The 17,915-nt window shown below is 58.6% G+C and carries 19 protein-coding genes and 1 tRNA gene; 7 read left to right on the top strand and 13 right to left on the bottom strand.

All coding sequences use genetic code 11. From position 1 onward, the window contains the following. Window positions 1–102 precede the first annotated feature (102 nt). Window positions 103–177 (bottom strand) — tRNA-Gln (locus HUW52_RS15790). Between the two features lie 318 nt (window positions 178–495). Here HUW52_RS15790 and HUW52_RS15785 point away from each other — a divergent pair. Next, window positions 496–1,524: an alpha/beta fold hydrolase gene (locus tag HUW52_RS15785; protein ID WP_016983841.1), complete on the top strand. Its 1,029-nt coding sequence runs from the start codon at window positions 496–498 to the stop codon at window positions 1,522–1,524. A gap of 216 nt (window positions 1,525–1,740) precedes the next feature. On the opposite strand, the gene HUW52_RS15780 is transcribed toward HUW52_RS15785, so the two are convergent. The 10 genes from HUW52_RS15780 to HUW52_RS15735 form a co-directional block, all read right to left on the bottom strand. Beyond that, a complete protein-coding gene (locus HUW52_RS15780) occupies window positions 1,741–2,097 on the bottom strand; it encodes a DUF6124 family protein (RefSeq protein ID WP_175554200.1) in 357 nt (118 codons plus the stop codon). A 118-nt stretch (window positions 2,098–2,215) separates the two neighbouring features. After that, entirely contained in the window at window positions 2,216–2,581 is a 366-nt protein-coding gene (locus HUW52_RS15775; protein ID WP_175554199.1) for a DUF6124 family protein, read from the bottom strand. 651 nt (window positions 2,582–3,232) lie between these two features. Beyond that, on the bottom strand, window positions 3,233–3,586 hold the full coding sequence (locus HUW52_RS15770; protein ID WP_175554198.1) for a DUF6572 domain-containing protein: 354 nt from the start codon (window positions 3,584–3,586) through the stop codon (window positions 3,233–3,235). A 51-nt stretch (window positions 3,587–3,637) separates the two neighbouring features. Then, complete coding sequence (locus tag HUW52_RS15765; protein WP_175554197.1) at window positions 3,638–3,976, bottom strand: DUF6572 domain-containing protein; 339 nt, start codon at window positions 3,974–3,976, stop codon at window positions 3,638–3,640. An 18-nt stretch (window positions 3,977–3,994) separates the two neighbouring features. After that, window positions 3,995–5,191: an S-type pyocin domain-containing protein gene (locus HUW52_RS15760; protein WP_175554196.1), complete on the bottom strand. Its 1,197-nt coding sequence runs from the start codon at window positions 5,189–5,191 to the stop codon at window positions 3,995–3,997. Window positions 5,192–5,489: 298 nt separating this feature from the next. Further along, window positions 5,490–6,515 (bottom strand): GlxA family transcriptional regulator, encoded by a 1,026-nt coding sequence (locus HUW52_RS15755; protein ID WP_175554195.1) that lies wholly within the window; start codon window positions 6,513–6,515, stop codon window positions 5,490–5,492. A 50-nt stretch (window positions 6,516–6,565) separates the two neighbouring features. Next, a complete protein-coding gene (locus HUW52_RS15750; RefSeq protein ID WP_175554194.1) occupies window positions 6,566–7,687 on the bottom strand; it encodes an agmatine/peptidylarginine deiminase in 1,122 nt (373 codons plus the stop codon). A 50-nt stretch (window positions 7,688–7,737) separates the two neighbouring features. Beyond that, complete coding sequence (locus HUW52_RS15745; protein ID WP_175554193.1) at window positions 7,738–8,841, bottom strand: extracellular solute-binding protein; 1,104 nt, start codon at window positions 8,839–8,841, stop codon at window positions 7,738–7,740. 1 nt (window position 8,842) lies between these two features. Beyond that, window positions 8,843–9,751, bottom strand: coding sequence for an N-carbamoylputrescine amidase (gene aguB / locus HUW52_RS15740; RefSeq protein WP_175554192.1), 909 nt, complete (start codon window positions 9,749–9,751; stop codon window positions 8,843–8,845). Window positions 9,752–9,755: 4 nt separating this feature from the next. After that, entirely contained in the window at window positions 9,756–10,808 is a 1,053-nt protein-coding gene (locus HUW52_RS15735) for an agmatine/peptidylarginine deiminase (RefSeq protein ID WP_175554191.1), read from the bottom strand. Window positions 10,809–10,919: 111 nt separating this feature from the next. On the opposite strand from HUW52_RS15735, the gene HUW52_RS15730 reads away from it, so the two are divergent. Continuing rightward, entirely contained in the window at window positions 10,920–11,828 is a 909-nt protein-coding gene (locus HUW52_RS15730) for a LysR substrate-binding domain-containing protein (RefSeq protein WP_175554190.1), read from the top strand. Here the strand turns inward: HUW52_RS15730 and HUW52_RS15725 are convergent. Beyond that, window positions 11,777–12,937: a radical SAM/SPASM domain-containing protein gene (locus HUW52_RS15725; protein ID WP_175554189.1), complete on the bottom strand. Its 1,161-nt coding sequence runs from the start codon at window positions 12,935–12,937 to the stop codon at window positions 11,777–11,779. The genes HUW52_RS15730 and HUW52_RS15725 overlap by 52 nt on opposite strands. Window positions 12,938–13,057: 120 nt before the next feature. After that, a complete protein-coding gene (locus HUW52_RS15720; protein ID WP_175554188.1) occupies window positions 13,058–13,954 on the bottom strand; it encodes a LysR family transcriptional regulator in 897 nt (298 codons plus the stop codon). Window positions 13,955–14,069: 115 nt separating this feature from the next. Here HUW52_RS15720 and HUW52_RS15715 point away from each other — a divergent pair, with 115 nt between their 5' ends. The 5 genes from HUW52_RS15715 to phnE all read left to right on the top strand — a co-directional run bounded on the left by HUW52_RS15715 (window position 14,070) and on the right by phnE (window position 17,905). Then, window positions 14,070–14,468 (top strand): RidA family protein, encoded by a 399-nt coding sequence (locus HUW52_RS15715; protein ID WP_175554187.1) that lies wholly within the window; start codon window positions 14,070–14,072, stop codon window positions 14,466–14,468. Window positions 14,469–14,665: 197 nt separating this feature from the next. Continuing rightward, a complete protein-coding gene (locus HUW52_RS15710) occupies window positions 14,666–15,529 on the top strand; it encodes a putative selenate ABC transporter substrate-binding protein (RefSeq protein ID WP_175554186.1) in 864 nt (287 codons plus the stop codon). Beyond that, window positions 15,526–16,323 (top strand): phosphonate ABC transporter ATP-binding protein, encoded by a 798-nt coding sequence (locus tag HUW52_RS15705; protein ID WP_175554185.1) that lies wholly within the window; start codon window positions 15,526–15,528, stop codon window positions 16,321–16,323. The genes HUW52_RS15710 and HUW52_RS15705 overlap by 4 nt, the downstream gene beginning before the upstream one ends. Further along, window positions 16,317–17,141 carry an ABC transporter permease gene (locus HUW52_RS15700; RefSeq protein ID WP_175554184.1) on the top strand — a complete coding sequence of 275 codons (825 nt, stop codon included), beginning with the start codon at window positions 16,317–16,319 and terminating at the stop codon, window positions 17,139–17,141. Before HUW52_RS15705 ends, HUW52_RS15700 begins: the two co-directional genes overlap by 7 nt. Further along, window positions 17,138–17,905, top strand: coding sequence for a phosphonate ABC transporter, permease protein PhnE (phnE, locus tag HUW52_RS15695; RefSeq protein ID WP_016984491.1), 768 nt, complete (start codon window positions 17,138–17,140; stop codon window positions 17,903–17,905). Before HUW52_RS15700 ends, phnE begins: the two co-directional genes overlap by 4 nt. Window positions 17,906–17,915 lie beyond the last annotated feature (10 nt).

Below are 17,915 nucleotides of genomic sequence, written 5' to 3'. Positions count from 1 at the left end.
GCGCGGTGCTTCGGCGCCGCGCACGCCTGCTTTACCAAGCCTGGCCAAATCGCAGGCATAAAAAAACGCCAACTTCTTGCGAAGTTGGCGTTTTTTCGAATATGGCAGGGGCGGCTGGATTCGAACCAACGCATGGCAGGATCAAAACCTGCTGCCTTACCGCTTGGCGACGCCCCTACTGCTCTTTCCAGCTACTTCGTTAGGTTCGCTGTGAGAACGGGGCGCAATTTACCAAGGTTTTTTGGCTTTGGGAAGCGCGAAGTGAAATATTTTTTGTTTTAAAACAGCGACTTATTATTTTGGCCTGAATCAGGTCCATGCTGAGTCGGTTTCGCGCCGTGTATCACACTGTGTACGAACCCCACCGCGACACATCGACTTTCAACAAAGCCGTTTTACGACACAGGCCAGATACGTCCCAACGCTCAAATGCACTCAAGGTTTCAAGGGCTCACCAAGACCCCTCGGCCAACGGTTCGCAAAGGAGACGTCATCATGAAAAAGGCACTGCACACCCGCAACACCGCGTTCGGTTTGTCGATTCTGGCTTTGTCGTTGTTCAGCGCTTTTGGCACTACTCAAGCGCAAACCAATGAGCCTGCGGCCGCCAGTTATTCCGCGCCCTCGCCTTTCGGTCCGCTCAAACATGTGAAGGCCGGCGTGCTCGACGTCGCCTACGCCGAAACCGGCCCTGCGAATGGCCCGGTGGTGATCCTGTTGCACGGCTGGCCCTACGACATTCACAGCTACGACGAAGTCGCGCCGCTGCTCGCAGCCAAGGGTTATCGGGTGTTGATGCCGTATGCACGCGGTTATGGCGATACGCAGTTCCTCTCCAAAGACACCTTGCGCAATGGCCAACCGGCGGCGCTGGCCAGTGATGTCATCGACTTCATGGATGCGCTGAAGATCAAGCAAGCGGTGCTCGGCGGTTATGACTGGGGCGCACGTTCGGCAGACATCGTTTCGGCGCTGTGGCCGGAACGTGTGAAAGCGCTGGTGTCGGTCAGTGGTTATCTGATCGGCAATCAGGCTGCCGGGCAGAACCCGCTGCCGCCCAAGGCTGAATTGCAGTGGTGGTATCAGTTCTACTTTGCGACTGACCGTGGCCGTGCCGGCTATGCGAAGAACACCCACGACTTCGCCAAACTGATCTGGCAAAACGCTTCGCCACAATGGAAGTTCGACGACGCCACGTTCGACCGCAGCGCCAAGGCGCTGGAGAACCCTGATCATGTCGACATCACCGTGTTCAACTACCGCTGGCGTCTGGGCCTGGTTCAGGGCGAAGCGAAATACGCAGCGCTGGAGCAGAAACTCGCTACCGCACCGTCGATCAGCGTGCCGACCATTACCCTTGAAGGCGATGCCAACGGTGCGCCGCACCCGGCGCCGGAAGATTACGCCAAGCGCTTTACCGGCAAGTATCAGTTCCGTTTGATCAACGGCGGGATTGGCCACAACTTGCCGCAGGAGGATCCGCAGGCGTTTGCCAAAGCGGTGATTGATGCGGATCACCTGTAGAAACAAAAAAGCAGTCAGCCGCAATGGCTGACTGCTTGATTATTTGAGGGTGGGATTGAGGCTTGAGGGATGGTCACGTTTTGCAGATTCTTTGCCTGAACGGACGCCATCGCGAGCAGGCGAACGCCTACAGGGGGAACGCATTTCAAATGTAGGAGTGAGCCTGCTCGCGATCACGCCCGACCAGACACCCTCAAACCCGACTAACGTGCGCGATCACTCGGTTGGCACAACCAGATCCAACGCCTTGTTCACTGCCAATTCCCCCAACATGACCACTTGCGCAATACCCAACAGGGTATGGCGGTTCGATCCCTCCAGCACCCCGGCAAAATTGCCGAGCATGACCGTGGCAGACGCGAGGGAACCGCTGGCATTGCTCAGCAACGCCTCGGTGTCGGCTTGCGGGTTGGCCATGAACAGAGCATTGGGCGTATAGGGTTCGGCCATGATCGCGGCAGGCAACAGGTAATGGTCAAGCGCACGCTCTGCCGCTTCGTGCAGCTTTCTTGAATTGGGCGATGCGTACGGCGATACCAGGTCGGTGACCGGTGGTTCGGGTGGCTGAGGCATCAGCTGAAACTCCAGACAAGAACCGCTACAGGCTCTTTGATAGAAGGCGTGAAGCGCCGCGATTGCGGACGCTTCTGTGCAATGAGGGAGCGAGCCCCCTCACCCATCTGCATCGCGACTAGTGCGGCAAGCGCTGGTTATCCAGAACTCGACCGACCACCAGCTCGCTGAGCATGATCACCTGTTGCAGGATCAGCATCTTTTTGCGCTGTGAAGGATCAATCGAATCGGCGAGTTCACGGGCCATGTCGGTGGCTGAGGACAAGGTTTCAGTGGCTTCGACGAGCAGGGTTTCGTTATCCACTGTGGGGTCGATAAGGTAGATCTTGCCGGTCTTGCGGGTGGGGGTTGAAGTCTTCAGCGCGGAAGGATTGAGGTAGAAGTTGATCGCGCGGTCGGTGGCCTCTTTGATGTTTCGAGGTTCGAGCGCGGCGTCGTAGGGGATTGGATCGGTTTCTGGCGGGTTTGGGGTAATTTTGAACATAGATGAATTGCTACCTTGAAGGAATGAGGAGCCGACACTCTCGCTACCAAACGAAGGGTGGCGGCCATACGTGGGTTGGTAGACCGGTCAAGACAGCGAACCCGGCGCTCACGAATGAGCCCCACGCATGGTCACCATATAAAGCTGAGCCCAAAAAAATGGCTGAATAAGGTGACGCAATACGGCTATCAAGAAACGGGCTACCAAACCCGATCACTGTTTTGCAGTGACAGGGAAACGATACAGCCCGCCTCAAGGCGCGTAAGCCGGCGGATTCTGGCGTACGCGTAGGCAACGGCGCAAGGTGTTGTAGCCGTTATGGCGTAACAGTGCGTGTAAGTTAAACGCGTGTGGGTGATGGCGTTTAAAAGCCCCTCACCCTAGCCCTCTCCCCGAGGGAGAGGGGACTGACCGCGGTGTTTGGGAGAGGTACGCCGACGTGTGATTGCGCGGTGCACTCTGGTTGGGAAACGGCTGTCGTTATTTGACCAGTCGTTTTTCTTTGGAAGGTCTGTAGCCGAAATACGAGCTGTGGCACTTGCTGAATGGCTTGGCTGGCCCAATTTTCAGTCGCGCAGGAGTACTCAGTGCGCGCGATCTTTCAGAGACGACTGTCAGCGTTCAGAGGACAAGCCGGCGTCTGGGCAGCCGCTAGTGGCGAACTGCAAAGTCTTCCTTGAGTACAAACTCCATTCCAATGCCCACGCCTTTGAGTACCTCGGTCACTCGGTCGATAAAGGTTTCACCTTGCTCGGGCAGTTCATAAAGGCCGTTGATGCGAATCTTTGGATTCTTGCCTTCGGCTGGCGGATAGCTGTCCAGCAGTTCGCCGCTCTCGATGAAGGCGATATAGGTGTTGATTTTCTCTTGAAGCAACAACAGGTGCTCCCCCTGTTGGGCTTTGTCGCCCCATTCCAGGTGATCGGTGATGACGAGCACGACGTTGTCTGGCTCCCACTCGGGTACTGCGATGATGTCGACGACTTTTGTTTCGGTGATAGACATGCCCGATCTCTCAGTGGGGATTGTCAGCTCCGCTTTCTCTGGATGTGTTTATTAATCCGCTTTGAGCACGAATTCGAATCCTATGCCTACGTCCTTCAATGCCTGCGCAACGCGATCGATGAACAACTCGCCTTGCTCGGGTAACTCGTACTTGCCTTGAACACGAATGACAGGTGATTTTCCGAGTGCACCGGGTATCTCAGTGTAGATTTCACCGCTTTCGATGAAAGCGATGTAGTTGTTGATTTTCTCTTGAAGCACCAACAGGTGCTCGCCTTGTTCAGCCTTGTCACCCCATTCCAAATGGTCAGCAATACCGAGGATGATCTTGTTGCTGTCCCATTTTGGGATACCCCACATGTCGATGGTTTTTGCGTCTGTTACGGACATTTCAGTTCCTTGGTTCCGTTATTTTTGCGGCGGGCGCAGAATTTCTACTCGGGTTGGCGGGATTTGGGTGCCGCCGGGGAAGCCGGGTTTGCCCTTGCCCATGATGCGTCCGCCGCTCTGTTCGATTTCCGGGAATGCCCGCTTTTGATTGCGGGTCAGTGGTGCCGTTTCCGAGGCTTTGCATTCGACGCACGCGATATCGCCGTTTGCATCTCTACCTATCATATCGAGGCGGGTCCGGGTGCCGCTCTCCGTTTTTATCGTTACTTGTTGGCCGGACTCTTCCATTTCTTCCGAAAAACCGCTGTACGCCTCTTCTTCGAAGGCCGCCCCTGCTGCCTTGTTCTTCTCTAGTTGCGTGCTGAGCACGATGTAGATGGGCTCAAGGCCTGCATCATCGGGGAACCAGATGATCGCATCCTGAAACTCGGGAGGATGTGCTGGATTAGCCAAAAGCGTGTCCGACTTTTCTGTCGGCGGATATACCCATACGGGAGGTAATTGCGGCACGCCTTCAAGTGCTGGAATACCCAGCACACCATCTGAATTTGCTGCTGGCGTCCAGGTAAGGCCAATGCCGTTACCTACGTCGGCTACGTATTTCTCGCCGTCCTTTTCCGCTTTGATGACAGGGACATTTTCCCAGTCCTTTTTGCCGCCCGTGTAGAAACCGTAAGCGCTGACGGAACCGTCCGGCAAGGTCTTTACGTTGACGCGGACGCGCGTGCGGCCCGTTTCGAGCGTGGCGTACTGGTCGGTTTTGTAGAAGGCACTGTCGGGTGCAAGGTTGGTATTGGGCATTAATAACGCAATGGTGCCGACGGCGGCACCTGCTGCCAACGCACCTGCACTTTCGAGCAAGCCTAGCGCGAGAGAGCCACCCAGTCGCTGAGCGATGGCGCTGCCGGCTGTGGAGCCGCCGACCAGTTGAAGAGATGTGCCTTCGGCGGTGATTGCCGCTCCTGTGGCCAGAACAGCCCACAAACCGTAGTCCGCCAGTTTCTCTACCGGGACGAATCCAGCTTGGTTTGTGTGGTTGATTTCGCCGTCGGGCAAGTTGCAGCTTTTGGCGAAGACGCAGCCCAACGGTTCTGGTTTTACGTCTGGTGTCGCTGGAAGGTCTTTGTATTGCGCCCAGTGCTGAGCGTTGACGTCGACGGGTTCGACGCCGGTGTTGCGATAACCCTTGGGAGGGTTGGGGACGTAGCCACTCAATCCTTGATTCCTTGTCCTGATCCTTTGAACGAGGCGCAGAGTGACAGGTGGTGTTTGGGGTGGCAATCAGTGGCACTTTGACGCCATTTTCAATGGCTCGGCATGACCCGTCTGCAAACCGGCAGGACTCCCGCTTGCAACGACTTGGGCATATGGCGCGCTTCGGTGATGTATAAGGTCTTCAAGAGCCCCTCACCCTAGCCCTCTCCCAGAGGGAGAGGGGACTGACCGTGTGTTTGGGGGAGGTACGCCGACGTGGGATATCGGGTGGAACTCTGGTTATTAAAAACGGCTGTTGTTATTTGACCAGCCGTTTTTCTTTGGAGGGTCTGTAGCCGAAATATGAGCTGTAGCATTTGCTGAAATGGCTTGGGGAAACGAAGCCGCACGCTACGAGTACTTCCACTTGTGAAAGCTCGGTGTGTTGCAGCAAACGCCGTGCTTCGGTGATACGCAGTTCCAGGTAATAGCGCTGCGGCGTGGTGCCCAGTTGTTCCTTGAACAAGCGCTCCAACTGGCGACGTGACCGTCCGGCGTACACCGCCAGTTGCTCCAGCTCCAGCGGTTCCTCCAGATTGGCATCCATCAGCTTCACCACTTCACGCAACGGCGCACTGACGCAGATGTTTTCATCCGGTTTGATTCGCCGGTAGCGCGACTCCTCAAAAGCCAGAATATCTTCGATGCCCTCGACCAAGGCTTTGCCGTGCAAACCCTTGATCCAGTCCAGTGCCATGTGGAAAGCCCCGGACGGGCTTGAGGCCGTGAGGCGGTCGCGATCAATGACGTAGGGCTCACTGCTGACGTGGGTGGCTTTGGCGATCTCGGTCAGCGCCGGGCGGTGCTCCGGGTGGATTGCGCAGCGGTAGCCATCGAGCAGCCCGGCGCGGCCGAGAAACCACGAGCCATTCCATAACCCGGCGAGCGAGATGCCGCGCTCCGCTGCCGATCTGAGCAAGCCGATGAACTCATCACTCGCTCGCAGTTCGGTGCGATAACCACCACACACCACCAGCAAATCCAATTTCGCCAGCGCGGCTGAATCAAGACGTGCGTCAGGGCGGATGACCAGCCCCAGGTCACTGATGACTTCGCCGTCACCCAAACCAAACGTGCGCGAGGAAAACAACCCCGGACGCAACAGGTTGGTGGTGACAACGGTGTCCAGCGCTTGAGTAAACGCCGGTAGCGAAAAGTGTTCGAGCAGCAGAAAACCGGTGCGGGTCAGGCGCGTGTCATCCGCGCCTTGCTCATTCAGATAGCGGAGGTTTTTCCCCTTCATGCCTCCGCTGAATTGGCGTCGTTCGATCAAGTTGTGGTCCATCGGTCATGTTGTTGTGCGCCGATAGTTGGCTTGATCCGCGTCAGAGTCAATCACGCCTGTGGTTGATGGCTGGTGACGCAGTGAATTCCGCCACCACCGGCGGCGATGGCATCGATGTTTAGCTGGACGATTTCGCGCTGCGGATACAGTTGAGAAAGCAGATCGAAAGCCTTTTTGTCCGCCGCTTTATCGCCGAATTCCGGGGCGATGATCGCGCCGTTGATCACGAAGTAATTGATGTAACCGGCGGCGAAGTCCGGGTTGTTTTTGTTGAACTTGCTTTGGCGCGGTTTCAGCGGCGGCGACATCGTGTGGATCTGCAATTTGCGGCCATCAGCATCGGTGGCGTTCTTGAGGATTTCCAGGTGCGCCAGGGTGATCTTGTGATCGTAGGATTCAGGGTCGGTGTCGAGGTTGGCGATGACCACGCCGGGCTTGATAAAGCGTGCGTAGAAATCGACGTGGGCATCGGTGATGTCCTTGCCCTTGATGCCCGGCAGCCAGATGATTTTGCGCAGGCCCAGACGCTCCTTCAGTTCAGCTTCGACATCGGCCTTGCTCCAGTCCGGATTGCGGTTGCTGTTGATCCAGCTGCTCTCGGTCATGATCCCGGTGCCGTGACCGTCGACCTCGATGCCGCCGCCCTCGCCCACCAGATCGGTGCGGATGTACGTGGCTTGCGCGGCGTCGGCGACCAGTGCGGCGATCTTCGAGTCTTTACCGTGCTGCTGTTTGCCACCCCAACCGTTGAAATTGAAGTCCGCCGCGCCGAGACCACCCTTGTCGTCGATGACGAAGTTGGCGCCGATGTCGCGCATCCAGATGTCATCCAGCCCGGCAGTGAGGTAAGTGATATTGCGCGTACCGCAGAATTCTTCGGCGATGCTGCGCTCGTTCTTGCGGCAGAACACGGTGACCGGTTCAAACCGGGCAATGGCGCGGGCAATGCGGCCGAGCGCTTCCTGGACGTCTTCGGTGAAGTCTTCCCAAATCGCATCCTGCGCGCCGAAAGCGATGTAGGCGCACTCATGTTTATCGCCTTCGTCGGGCATGAACCAGCGGCCCTGCGCGGCGGCGAGGACTTTGCCCGGCGAAAGGCCCAGGCCAGTAACCGCAGCGCTGACAGCGGCGACCACCGAGGCTTGTTTGATGAAATCGCGACGAGTCGTCATGTGGGTTTCCTGTCTTTCAGTGAAGGGCCGACGCGTACGCCGGCCATTGATCATTTGCCAGTGGCAGTCTTGAATTTGGTCCAGGTGCGCATGCGCGCGCGCATGTCGGCCTGAGGGATGTCCTTGCCCGGTATCAATCGAGCATAGGTCGCTTCGTCGAGGTAGATATCCGGGTTGTCGCGCATGCTTTCATCGACACTCGCCCGCGCCTTGGCGTTGGAGGTCGGGTAACCGGTGAAATTGCTGATCGCTGCCATGTTCTCGGGGCGCATGACGAAGTTGATAAACGCGTAGGCGTATTCCGGGTGTTTGGCGTCGACCGGAATGGCCATGGTGTCCATCCACACCGTGGTGCCTTCGCGCGGCACGCGATACTGAAACTTGGTGTGCTTACCGGCGCTGTCCGAGGTGCGTTGCGCCTGGGTCATGTCGCCGCTGTAGCCGAGTGACAGGCACAGGTTGCCATTGACCAGATCGGTCACCGGTTGCGACTGGAACTTGCGGATGTACGGCCGCAACTTCATCAACAACTCGCTGGCCGCTGCGAGATCCTCGGCTTTGCCGCTGCGCGGATCGCGACCGAGGTAATTGAGCACCACCGCCAAGGCTTCGTCTGGCGAGTCGATCATCGAAATCCCGCAATCGGCAAACTTTGCCGCCAACTCCGGTTTGAACAGCATGTCGAGGCTGTTGACCGGCGCGTCGGCCATGCGTTTTTTGATCTGCTCTTCGTTGTAGGTCAGGCCGATGGTGCCCCAGGTGTAGGGCACCGTGGCTTTGCTGGAGTGTTCGTAATGGCCGCGCAGTTTCTGCAAACCGGGTTCGATGTCGGCCAGTTCGCTCAGCTTCGCTTGATCCAGCGGCATCAGGCTGCCGGCGCGCATCAAGCGCTCGGCGACGGTGTCGCCGGGAAAGATCAGGTCATAACCGCTGCCGCCGGAGAGCATCTTGGCTTCCAGGGTTTCGCTGCCATCCATGACGTCGTAGATCACCTTGATCCCGGTTTCGGCGGTGAAGCGGCTCAGGGTGTCTTCGGCAAAATAATCCGCCCAGTTGTACAGCCGCAGGGTTTTGTCTTCGGCGTGCAGCGACGGAATCAAGCAGATCAGCGCCAGGCCGATCGCGCCGCGCAAGCGTTTGTGATGGGTAGCCATGTCAAACCCCTTGGGTGTTCCAGCGTGCATGAAGGTGGCGACCGTCCTGACTGAGCAGCGGCCCGTACATCTCCGGACGACGATCGCGATAGATGCCCCAGCTCAAACGCTCTTCGCGCATGGCCGTCATATCGAAGCGCTGCACCAGCACACCGCTGCTGTCGCGGTCAGCGCTGGCGAGCAATTGGCCTTTGTGGTCGCTGATGAACGACGAGCCGTAGAAGCTCATTTGCAGGCTCGGATCGGTGGTCGCGGTTTCTCGACCGACCCGATTCGACGCCACCACCGGCAGCAGATTGGCAGCGGCATGGCCGCGCATGGTCATCTGCCAGTGGTCGCGGGAATCCAGCGCCGCGCAGCCCGGTTCCGAGCCGATGGCGGTCGGATACAGCAGCACTTCGGCGCCCATCAACGCCAGGCAACGAGCAGTTTCCGGGAACCACTGATCCCAGCAGATGCCGACGCCAAGGCGGCCGAACGCGGTGTCCCAGACTTTGAAACCGGTGTCGCCGGGGCTGAAATATTCCTTCTCCTGATAACCGATGGCGTTGGGGATATGGGTCTTGCGATACACACCCAACAGACGCCCGTCGGCATCGGCCACGCTCAGCGAGTTGAAGTAGGCATTGCCGGCCTTCTCGAACCAGCTCAGTGGCAATACCACGCCCAACTCGCGGGCCAGTGCGGCGAAGCGCGCGAGTACGCGGCTGTCGCGATACTCTTCCGCCAACGCCATGTGTTGATGGCTTTGTTCGATGCAGAAGTACGGCGTGGCGAACAGTTCCTGCAGCAGGATTACTTGTGCGCCCTGCTTCGCCGCGTCGCGGACCAGTTGCTCGGCGCGATCAAGGTTGCCGGGTAAATCCCAGGTGCACGGCATCTGGGTGCTGGCGATGGTCAGAATGCTCATGCGATCAACCTCTCAGCGGCCAGGCCGGCTGCTGTTGCGTGATGCAATGCACCCCGCCGCCGCCATGGGCCAGATGATTGATCTGCACCGGCACCACTTCGCGGCCGGGAAAGGCTTGCTCCAGCACTTTGGCGGCGACGTTGTCAGCCTCGATGCCATACGCCGGCATGATGATCGCGCCGTTGGCGATGTAGAAATTGGTGTAGGACGCGCAGAACACTTCGGCTTCGGTGTCGACCGCGTCGGTGGCTTCGAACAGTTCGATCAGTTCGAATTTGCGTCCCTGCGCATCGGCAGCGAGCTCGAGTGCGCGGCGGTTTTCTCGGGCTACTTCGGCGTAGACCGACGACTTGTCGTGGGTGGCGTCAACCAGCAGCACACCCGGGCGGGCGAAGGCGCAGACACCGTCGACATGGCCATCGGTCATGTCGCCCGTGACGTAGTCCGGATCGCCCGGCAACCAGATGGTTTTTTTCACGCCGAGCAAACGGCTGAAGATTTCTTCCATTTCGGCTTTGCCAATGCCGGGGTTGCGATTGGGGTTGAGCAGCACCGATTCGGTGGTGATCAGCGTGCCTTCACCGTCGACATGAATCGCCCCGCCCTCGTTGCTCAGCGGCGTGCCGAAGCATTCCAGGCCGAGGTGATTGAGCGCGCGGCGCGCCAGACTTTCGTCCAGATCATGCGCCGACTTGCCGCCCCAGGCGTTGAAGCGCCAGCTCACACCGGCCAGCCCTTGCTGTGGATGGCAGACAAACGTCGGGCCGGAATCGCGGCACCAACTGTCATTCACGGCCAGCGCAATCAGCTCGACGTTCGGCCCGCACAAGGCTTTGGCGCTGGCGATGGCCGATGGGTCGACCACCAGTTTCACCGGTTCGAAACGGGCGATGGCGTTGGCGACGCGCGCAAAATCTTCCTGCACTTGCGCCAGGGTCACGCGCCAACCGGATTCCCACAACGTCTGGTTGTGCGGCCAGACCATCCACGTCGCGGCGTGAGTCACCCACTCTGCCGGCATCATCCAGGCGCTGTTTTTATTGTCGTTGTGCTGCATGATAAGCCTCGTTAGTTAAGCCGTTGTGTTCAATAGGCTTATGCTACGACCCATAAAAACGGCAAACAAACGATGGATTTTGCGGATAACTGATTAGAGGAGCTTATCGATATGCTTAAACACTGGCCGCCGCTCAGTTCTCTGCGTGGCTTCGAAGCCGCCGCCCGGCTCGGCAGTTTTCACAAGGCTGCCGAGGAGTTGAGCCTCACGCAGTCGGCGATCAGTCAGCAGATCCGCAGCCTTGAGGCCTATCTGGAACAGCCGCTGTTTTTCCGCAGCGGTCGCAGCGTGGCATTGACCGATGCCGGCCACGATTTGCTCAGCACCACGCAAGCGATGCTGCAGCAACTGGCGGTGGGGATTCGACGTCTAGGCCAGTATCAGAAACCCAATCAACTGGTGCTCAACACCACGCCGGCATTCGCTCGGCATTGGCTGTTGCCGCGTTTGGCGGATTTTCGCGCGCAGCATCCAGAGGTAGACCTGTGGATTTACAGCACCGATGAAGTGCCGGACATGGCCACGCAGACGATTGATCTGGCGGTGCGCGACGACATCAGCTCGCAGGCCGAATGCAGCTTCAAAGTGCTGCACGCCGATCGGCTCTTTCCAGCCTGTCACCCGAGGGTTTTAGCGTTGCCAGCGGCACAACGCACCACCTTGCATGGCGAGCGGGAAATGGACTGGAGTCATTGGGCGGTCGAGGCCGGGATCGACGTCGGTCAGCAGGATCAGGGGCTGAATTTTTCCGATCCGGGATTGCTGCTCGACGCCGCGTGTTCAGGGCTGGGCATCGCGCTGGTCAGCCAATTGCTCAGCCGTCAGGCGCGCGCTGACGGCTTGTTGCAACCCTTGGTCGAGAACACCATTCGCGGGCCGAACTGGGCTCTGCTGACCCATCGTGACAGTGAACAGGATCCCATGGCGAAAAGCTTCATCGCGTGGTTAACCGACCATCTGAGCGCTGATCAGACCACCGAGAACACACCGGCGCCCAGTCTGCCTTCCAGACGACCGTGAAGCACATAGTGCTGATAGCCACTTTTCAATTGTCCGGTGGCAACGGCGTGCCTGACATCGTCGTTTAGCTGGAGGTACTGGGCTTCATCGAAACTTTCAGCACTGACTTCACCCGCACGCCCCAGCAGTTCGCTGTCCACAGCAAGCCCCTGGCTGCTGAGATTCTCGAAATCAAGAATGCGATTGACCGCATGGCGCTCCAGTACGCCGTGATTGGGGAACATCGAGTAGACATGCATGCCCTTTTTAGCGCAGCGGCTGCACATGTCGACGCAGTTTTTCTGCGTGGATTTACGCCGCATCAGTTCTGCAACCGGCATGTCGAGGTACTTGCCGACCTGATATTCGCTCTGATTGAAGATCGTGCAGCACAAAATCGTATTGCCATCACAGTCGATCACCAGCCAGTTATCTTTGAGCGAGCAAGATTGCTGGTGATGCTGCTGGGCGACATTGACCAGATCGTCGTAGGGCGGGAGTGCCAGTCTTTTCAGGGTTTCATAATCGGTTTCGGTGACGGAAGGATCGCGGTCGATAATGGCCAGCGTCTTCTCCAGCGGCATCATGATCGAATAACCGGTAGTGAAATGAAAACCGAGGCGCTCACTGAACTCGCGCATCAGCGCTTCCTCTTCGATGTTATCGAGGTAGCGGTGATAGTAGACGTCGACACGCGTACTCAAACCCAATCGCTGTTTGATCTCGTGCAACGCAATCATGTTCTGTTTTACAACTTCAATATCCCCCCCTACATGGCCCTTTTTGTAGGTTTCCTGGTAAAAGCCGGAAAGCGAAATACGGAAGAAACCCGGCTCAGCCAACAAGGCTTTTTCCATGTTTTTGGCAAGGTTGAGGTTGGTGCTGACACCGCTGCTCATGCCGGCGGCATTGATGACTTCGATGAACTCGCCAATTTTTGGATGCACCAAAGGCTCAGTCCAGTTGTACAGAAAAATCGACGTGACGCCTTCAGTTCGCGCTTTCGCGACGATCTGTTTGAACATATCCAGCTGCATGGCTTTTTTGAAGTTGAGGTTTTCCGAATTGCCCATGGGGCAAGAGGGGCAGCTCAGATTGCAGGCGCCGACAATATCGATGTACATATTCATCTGAGTGTTGCTCCAAGGGTCGAAAGTTTTGCATCTCATCACTGCAAACTTTCGGATCGCCGGTTATGTTGGTTTTTTGACGGCATCACGGCGCATGGAAGCAATAAACGAACCACCTTGTTAATTAGCCATCAAAGTCACCACCCAATCGATAAACACTCTTAACTTCAGGCTGACATGTCGGTTCGGCGGATACGCGACATAAAGCGGCATCGGGTCGAGCTGCCAATCCTTGAACAGCGGCACCAGCTCACCGCTGGCCACATGCGCAGCGGACATGTACGTGGGCAGCCACAGCACGCCCAGGCCCGCCAGACCTGCCGCGAGATAGGCATTACCATCATCGACCGCGAGCACGTGGCGCCCTTTGATGTGCAGGTTTTCACTGGCATTGCGCAAGGCATACGGCACCGGTTTGCCGGTGCGCGCCCAGAGGAAACCGACCACGCGATGGTGGCTGTCTTCCAGTTCCCGTGGATGCGCAGGTAGGCCCGCGCGCGCCAGATATTGCGGTGCGGCAAATACACCCAATTCCAGATCGGCGACCTTGCGCGCCATCAGCGACAGGTCCATGAGTTCACCGCCGCGCACCACGCAATCGACGTTCTCATCAATGATGTCGACGATGCGGTCGCTGACGCCCATGTCGATCTGGATATCCGGATAACGCGCGTGAAACTCGGGCAATGCCGGCACCAGAATCAGCCGTGCCAGCGGACTCGGCACGTCCACACGCAGCCGGCCCGAGGGTGAAGATGCCGTGCCGGGCAGGCTGGTTTCGGCATCGTCGAGGTCGGCGAGCAAGCGAATCACCCGCTGGTAATACGCCGCGCCATCGGCGGTGACGTTGACCTTGCGCGTGGTGCGATTGAGCAACTTGACCCGCAGCCGCGCCTCCAGTTGCTGAACCAGTTGGGTCACGGTGGTCTTGCTCATGTGCAAGGTTTCCGCCGCTTTGGTGAAACTCCCCGCCTCGACCACCCTGGCAAAGGCCTGCATTGCATCAAAACGGTCCAAGGTGCGCCCCCGATTGTTTGGTTTTTACAAACAGTGAACGCCAAGCTTGCGCGTTTATCGCCCGCCTGCAAATACCTACAGTGGCTCCATCAACTCAAATGAAGGAGACACTCCCATGACTCAGCGCGATGTTGTTTTCCCACCTGCACGCCGCACCCTTTACGAACGCCACCGCTACTCGCCAGCCATTCGCTCCAACGGTTTTCTGTTTGTCTCGGGACAAGTCGGCAGCACCGAGGACGGCACGCCAGAGCCGGACCTGAAAAACCAGGTGCGTCAGGCTTTCACTAACCTTAATGCGATCCTCCATGAGGCCGGTTGCACGTTCGACGACGTGGTCGACGTCACCGTGTTCATCGTTGATCCGCAGGCGAAGTTCGAGCCGATCTGGAATGTCGTGCTCACAGAGTTCTGGGGCGATGCGCCACATCCAACCGTGACCGCCGTCGGCGTGACCTGGCTGTATGGGTTTGATTTCGAGATCAAGGTGATTGCCAGACTGTCCGAATCCTGACAGGCATCAAACCTTTAGGAGCAGCGTGCCGCAGCTCCTGAAGGAACTGGGCGTAAAACCTCGTATAGCTCCAATGCTGGCCTTTGACGCCTCGAATGCGTATAACCTCGCCGTTTCGTCTACCCTGACTTTGCGCCCCGCGTTGATACTGCAGCGGCGGCCTATCGCCTTTTGACGCTTACGAAACGGAGAATTCCATGCTCAAACGAACACTGGCACTGACCGCCGGCCTGGCCCTGTCCTTTTCTGCATTCATGGCCCACGCGGCCGACGTTTTGCGCGTCAGCGCGATTCCCGATGAAGCGCCGACCGAATTGCTGCGCAAGTTCGAACCGTTGGGCGCGTATCTGGAGCAGCAACTGGGCATGAAAGTGCAGTTCGTGCCGGTGGCCGACTACCCGGCAGTGGTTGAAGCGCTCGCAACCGATCGCCTCGACATGGCCTGGCTCGGCGGTTTTACCTTTGTGCAGGCGCGTTTGAAGACGGATGCAACGACGCCAGTCATTCCGCTGGTTCAGCGCGAGCAGGACGCGCAGTTCACCAGCAAATTCATCACCGCCGACCCGAACGTACATAGCCTCGCCGACCTCAAGGGCAAAACCTTCGCCTTCGGTTCGGTGTCTTCGACCTCTGGCAGCCTGATGCCGCGTTACTTCATGCTGAAAAACGATGGCATCAAGCCTGAGGGCTATTTCAGCCGTGTCGCCTACTCCGGCGCCCACGACGCCACCGTGGCCTGGGTACAGGCCGGCAAGGTTGACGCCGGTGTGCTGAACGCCAGTGTCTGGCAGAAACTGGTGGATGCCGGCAAGGTCGACACCAACAAGGTCAAAGTCTTCGCCACCACCCCGACCTACTTCGATTACAACTGGACCGTGCGCGGCACCCTCGACCCGGCACTCGCGGCGAAGATCAAAAAAGCTTTCCTGGATCTGGACCCGGCCAACCCTGAGCAAAAGAAGATTCTTGATCTGCAAGCGGCCAGCCGCTTTATCGACACCAAGCCTGAGAACTACAAGGGCATCGAGGAAGCCGCCCGCGCTGCCGAATTGCTGAAATGATCTTGAGCCTCAAACAGGGCAGCCTGCGCCACGCCAATGGAGTCGACGCCCTGCGCGGTGTTGACTTGCAGATTGGCGTTGGTGAACAGGTCGCCATCATAGGCCCGTCCGGGGCTGGCAAATCGAGTTTGCTCAACCTGCTGGCTACCGCGTTGCGGCCCAGCAGCGGTGAAATTGAAGTGTTGGGTGAACGCGCCTGGCACTTGTCCGCCCGCCAACGCCAACGCCTGCGTGCGCGAATCGGTCTGGTGCATCAGGCACCGCCGTTGCCGCCGCGTCAACGCGTGGTCACAGCGGTGCTGGCCGGCAAGCTCGGCCAATGGAGTCTGGGTAAAAGTCTTCTTAACCTGTTGCATCCACTGGATGTGGCGGGTGCGCGTGCGGCGTTGGCGCGGCTGGATCTGGGCGACAAACTCTTCGCTCATTGTCAGCAACTATCTGGCGGCCAATTGCAGCGTGTCGGCATCGCACGCGTGTTGTATCAGGCGCCGGAGATTCTGCTGGCTGATGAACCGGTGTCAGCGATGGACCCGGTCATGGCCGGGCACACCTTGTCGATCCTCTCGCGCCACGCTCGCGAGCACAACGTGACGCTGGTAGCCAGTCTGCACGCGGTGGATCTTGCGCTGTCACATTTCCCACGGATCATCGGCCTGCGCGACGGGCAGATCCTGTTCGACAGTCCTTCCGGGCAAGTCAGCCATGAAATGCTCGACGCGCTGTACGCCAACGAAAAACTGCAATCGCCGACGGCTGCGGTGGCGCCTCTGACTGTGCAGATTCCACGATGCTGAAAGCCGATTCACGCGATCCCGCGGCGTGGCCACGGCTGCTGCTGACACTGTTGGCGATTGCCTTGTTGTGGCCGGGCATTCAGCTCAGCGAGCTGGATCTGGGCGTGTTGCTCCCCGACAGCCAGAATGAAATGGGCCGTTTTGTCGCGCAATTCTGGCCTCCTGCGCACGACGGGGAGTTTCTTCAGTTACTGTTGAAAGCCACCCTGCAAACCTTGGCCATCGCCACCGCCGGCATGGCTTTGGCGCTGTTGTTGGCGATACCGGCGGGCCTGATTGCCAGCCGCGCGCTGTCGCTGTCCGCCGCCTCGCGCGGTGGCGTGCCAAGCCGCCTGGGACGTCTGTTGCGCTGGCCGGTGCGCGCCTTGCTGATCTTTTTGCGCAGCGTGCCGGAAATTGTCTGGGCGCTGTTGTTTGTACGCGCTGTTGGACTTGGTCCGGCGGCAGGTGTGTTGGCGATCGCCATCACGTACAGCGGCATGCTCGGCAAGGTTTATGCGGAGATTTTCGAATCCACTGATCAGCGCCCGGCACACGCGTTGTTGCAGGCCGGCAGCGGCCGGTTGGCGGCGTTTGCTTACGGCACGTTGCCCAATGTTGCGGGGGAACTGCTCTCCTACACGGTTTATCGCTGGGAATGCGCGATCCGCGCGTCGGTGGTGATGGGATTTGTCGGCGCCGGAGGCTTGGGGCAGCAGATTGACCTGTCCATTCGCATGTTCGCCGGCGGTGAAGTCGCGAGTATTTTGCTGTGCTTTCTGATTCTGGTCCTGGCCGCCGATCAACTCAGCCGCTTGCTGCGCTGGAGGCTGACATGAATCGCCTGATCAACGTGCTGCTGATCGCTGGCATCGCGCTGGCAGTGATTGCCTCGTTCGCTTATCTGGGGCTGGACCTCGGCGAACTGGGCAGCGCCACCAGTCTCAAGCAGATGGGCGCGTATGTGCAGCGCTTTCTGAGCCCGGATCTGAGCGCGGATTACCTCAAGGCCATCTTCCACGGTTCGTTGGAAACGTTGGCGATGTCGGCGCTCGGCACGCTACTCGCGGCGGTGTTCGGCATCGTCCTTGCGTTGCCTGCCGCCGGACGTTTCGGCTGGCCGCTGCAAAGTGCCTCGCGCCTGCTGCTAAATGCCTTGCGGGCGATTCCGGAACTGGTCTGGGCGGCGCTGATGGTGCTCGCCGCCGGCCTCGGCCCGAACGCCGGCACCCTCGCCCTCGCCTTGCACACCACCGGCGTGCTCGGCCGCTTGTTCGCCGAGGCACTGGAAAACACCCCGCCGCAACCGGCCGAAGCCATTCGTTTGCAGGGTGGCAATCCGATTCTGGCCTTCTGCTACGGGACATTGCCGAACCTTGCGCCGCAGCTGCTGGCCTACATTCTGTACCGCTGGGAAAACAACATCCGCATGGCCAGTGTGCTGGGTTTTGTCGGCGCTGGCGGGCTTGGACAAATGCTCTATGTAAGCCTCAGCCTGTTTCAGGAAGCCCAGGCCAGCACAGTGATTCTGGCGATGCTGGTGCTGGTGTTTGTGGTCGACTGGCTGAGTGCCTGGAGCCGGCAGCGCTGGGTAAAGGCCTAGTAGGCAGGCC

The organism is Pseudomonas sp. 43A (genome assembly GCF_013363935.1).
GTDB classification, from domain to species: Bacteria; Pseudomonadota; Gammaproteobacteria; order Pseudomonadales; family Pseudomonadaceae; genus Aquipseudomonas; species Aquipseudomonas crudilactis.
Note: the sequence above shows the minus strand (reverse complement) of the source record. Positions and strands in the feature narration are given on the sequence as shown.

Coding starts and splice junctions, on each gene's coding strand:
- HUW52_RS15705 (WP_175554185.1), top strand. CDS start 15,526: ATGATCTTGAGCCTCAAACAGGGCAGCCTGCGCCACGCCAATGGAGTC.
- HUW52_RS15725 (WP_175554189.1), bottom strand. CDS start 12,937: ATGAATATGTACATCGATATTGTCGGCGCCTGCAATCTGAGCTGCCCC.
- phnE (WP_016984491.1), top strand. CDS start 17,138: ATGAATCGCCTGATCAACGTGCTGCTGATCGCTGGCATCGCGCTGGCA.
- HUW52_RS15745 (WP_175554193.1), bottom strand. CDS start 8,841: ATGGCTACCCATCACAAACGCTTGCGCGGCGCGATCGGCCTGGCGCTG.
- HUW52_RS15755 (WP_175554195.1), bottom strand. CDS start 6,515: ATGGACCACAACTTGATCGAACGACGCCAATTCAGCGGAGGCATGAAG.
- HUW52_RS15775 (WP_175554199.1), bottom strand. CDS start 2,581: ATGTTCAAAATTACCCCAAACCCGCCAGAAACCGATCCAATCCCCTAC.
- HUW52_RS15700 (WP_175554184.1), top strand. CDS start 16,317: ATGCTGAAAGCCGATTCACGCGATCCCGCGGCGTGGCCACGGCTGCTG.
- HUW52_RS15785 (WP_016983841.1), top strand. CDS start 496: ATGAAAAAGGCACTGCACACCCGCAACACCGCGTTCGGTTTGTCGATT.
- aguB (WP_175554192.1), bottom strand. CDS start 9,751: ATGAGCATTCTGACCATCGCCAGCACCCAGATGCCGTGCACCTGGGAT.
- HUW52_RS15750 (WP_175554194.1), bottom strand. CDS start 7,687: ATGACGACTCGTCGCGATTTCATCAAACAAGCCTCGGTGGTCGCCGCT.
- HUW52_RS15730 (WP_175554190.1), top strand. CDS start 10,920: ATGCTTAAACACTGGCCGCCGCTCAGTTCTCTGCGTGGCTTCGAAGCC.
- HUW52_RS15770 (WP_175554198.1), bottom strand. CDS start 3,586: ATGTCTATCACCGAAACAAAAGTCGTCGACATCATCGCAGTACCCGAG.
- HUW52_RS15780 (WP_175554200.1), bottom strand. CDS start 2,097: ATGCCTCAGCCACCCGAACCACCGGTCACCGACCTGGTATCGCCGTAC.
- HUW52_RS15765 (WP_175554197.1), bottom strand. CDS start 3,976: ATGTCCGTAACAGACGCAAAAACCATCGACATGTGGGGTATCCCAAAA.
- HUW52_RS15735 (WP_175554191.1), bottom strand. CDS start 10,808: ATGCAGCACAACGACAATAAAAACAGCGCCTGGATGATGCCGGCAGAG.
- HUW52_RS15715 (WP_175554187.1), top strand. CDS start 14,070: ATGACTCAGCGCGATGTTGTTTTCCCACCTGCACGCCGCACCCTTTAC.
- HUW52_RS15710 (WP_175554186.1), top strand. CDS start 14,666: ATGCTCAAACGAACACTGGCACTGACCGCCGGCCTGGCCCTGTCCTTT.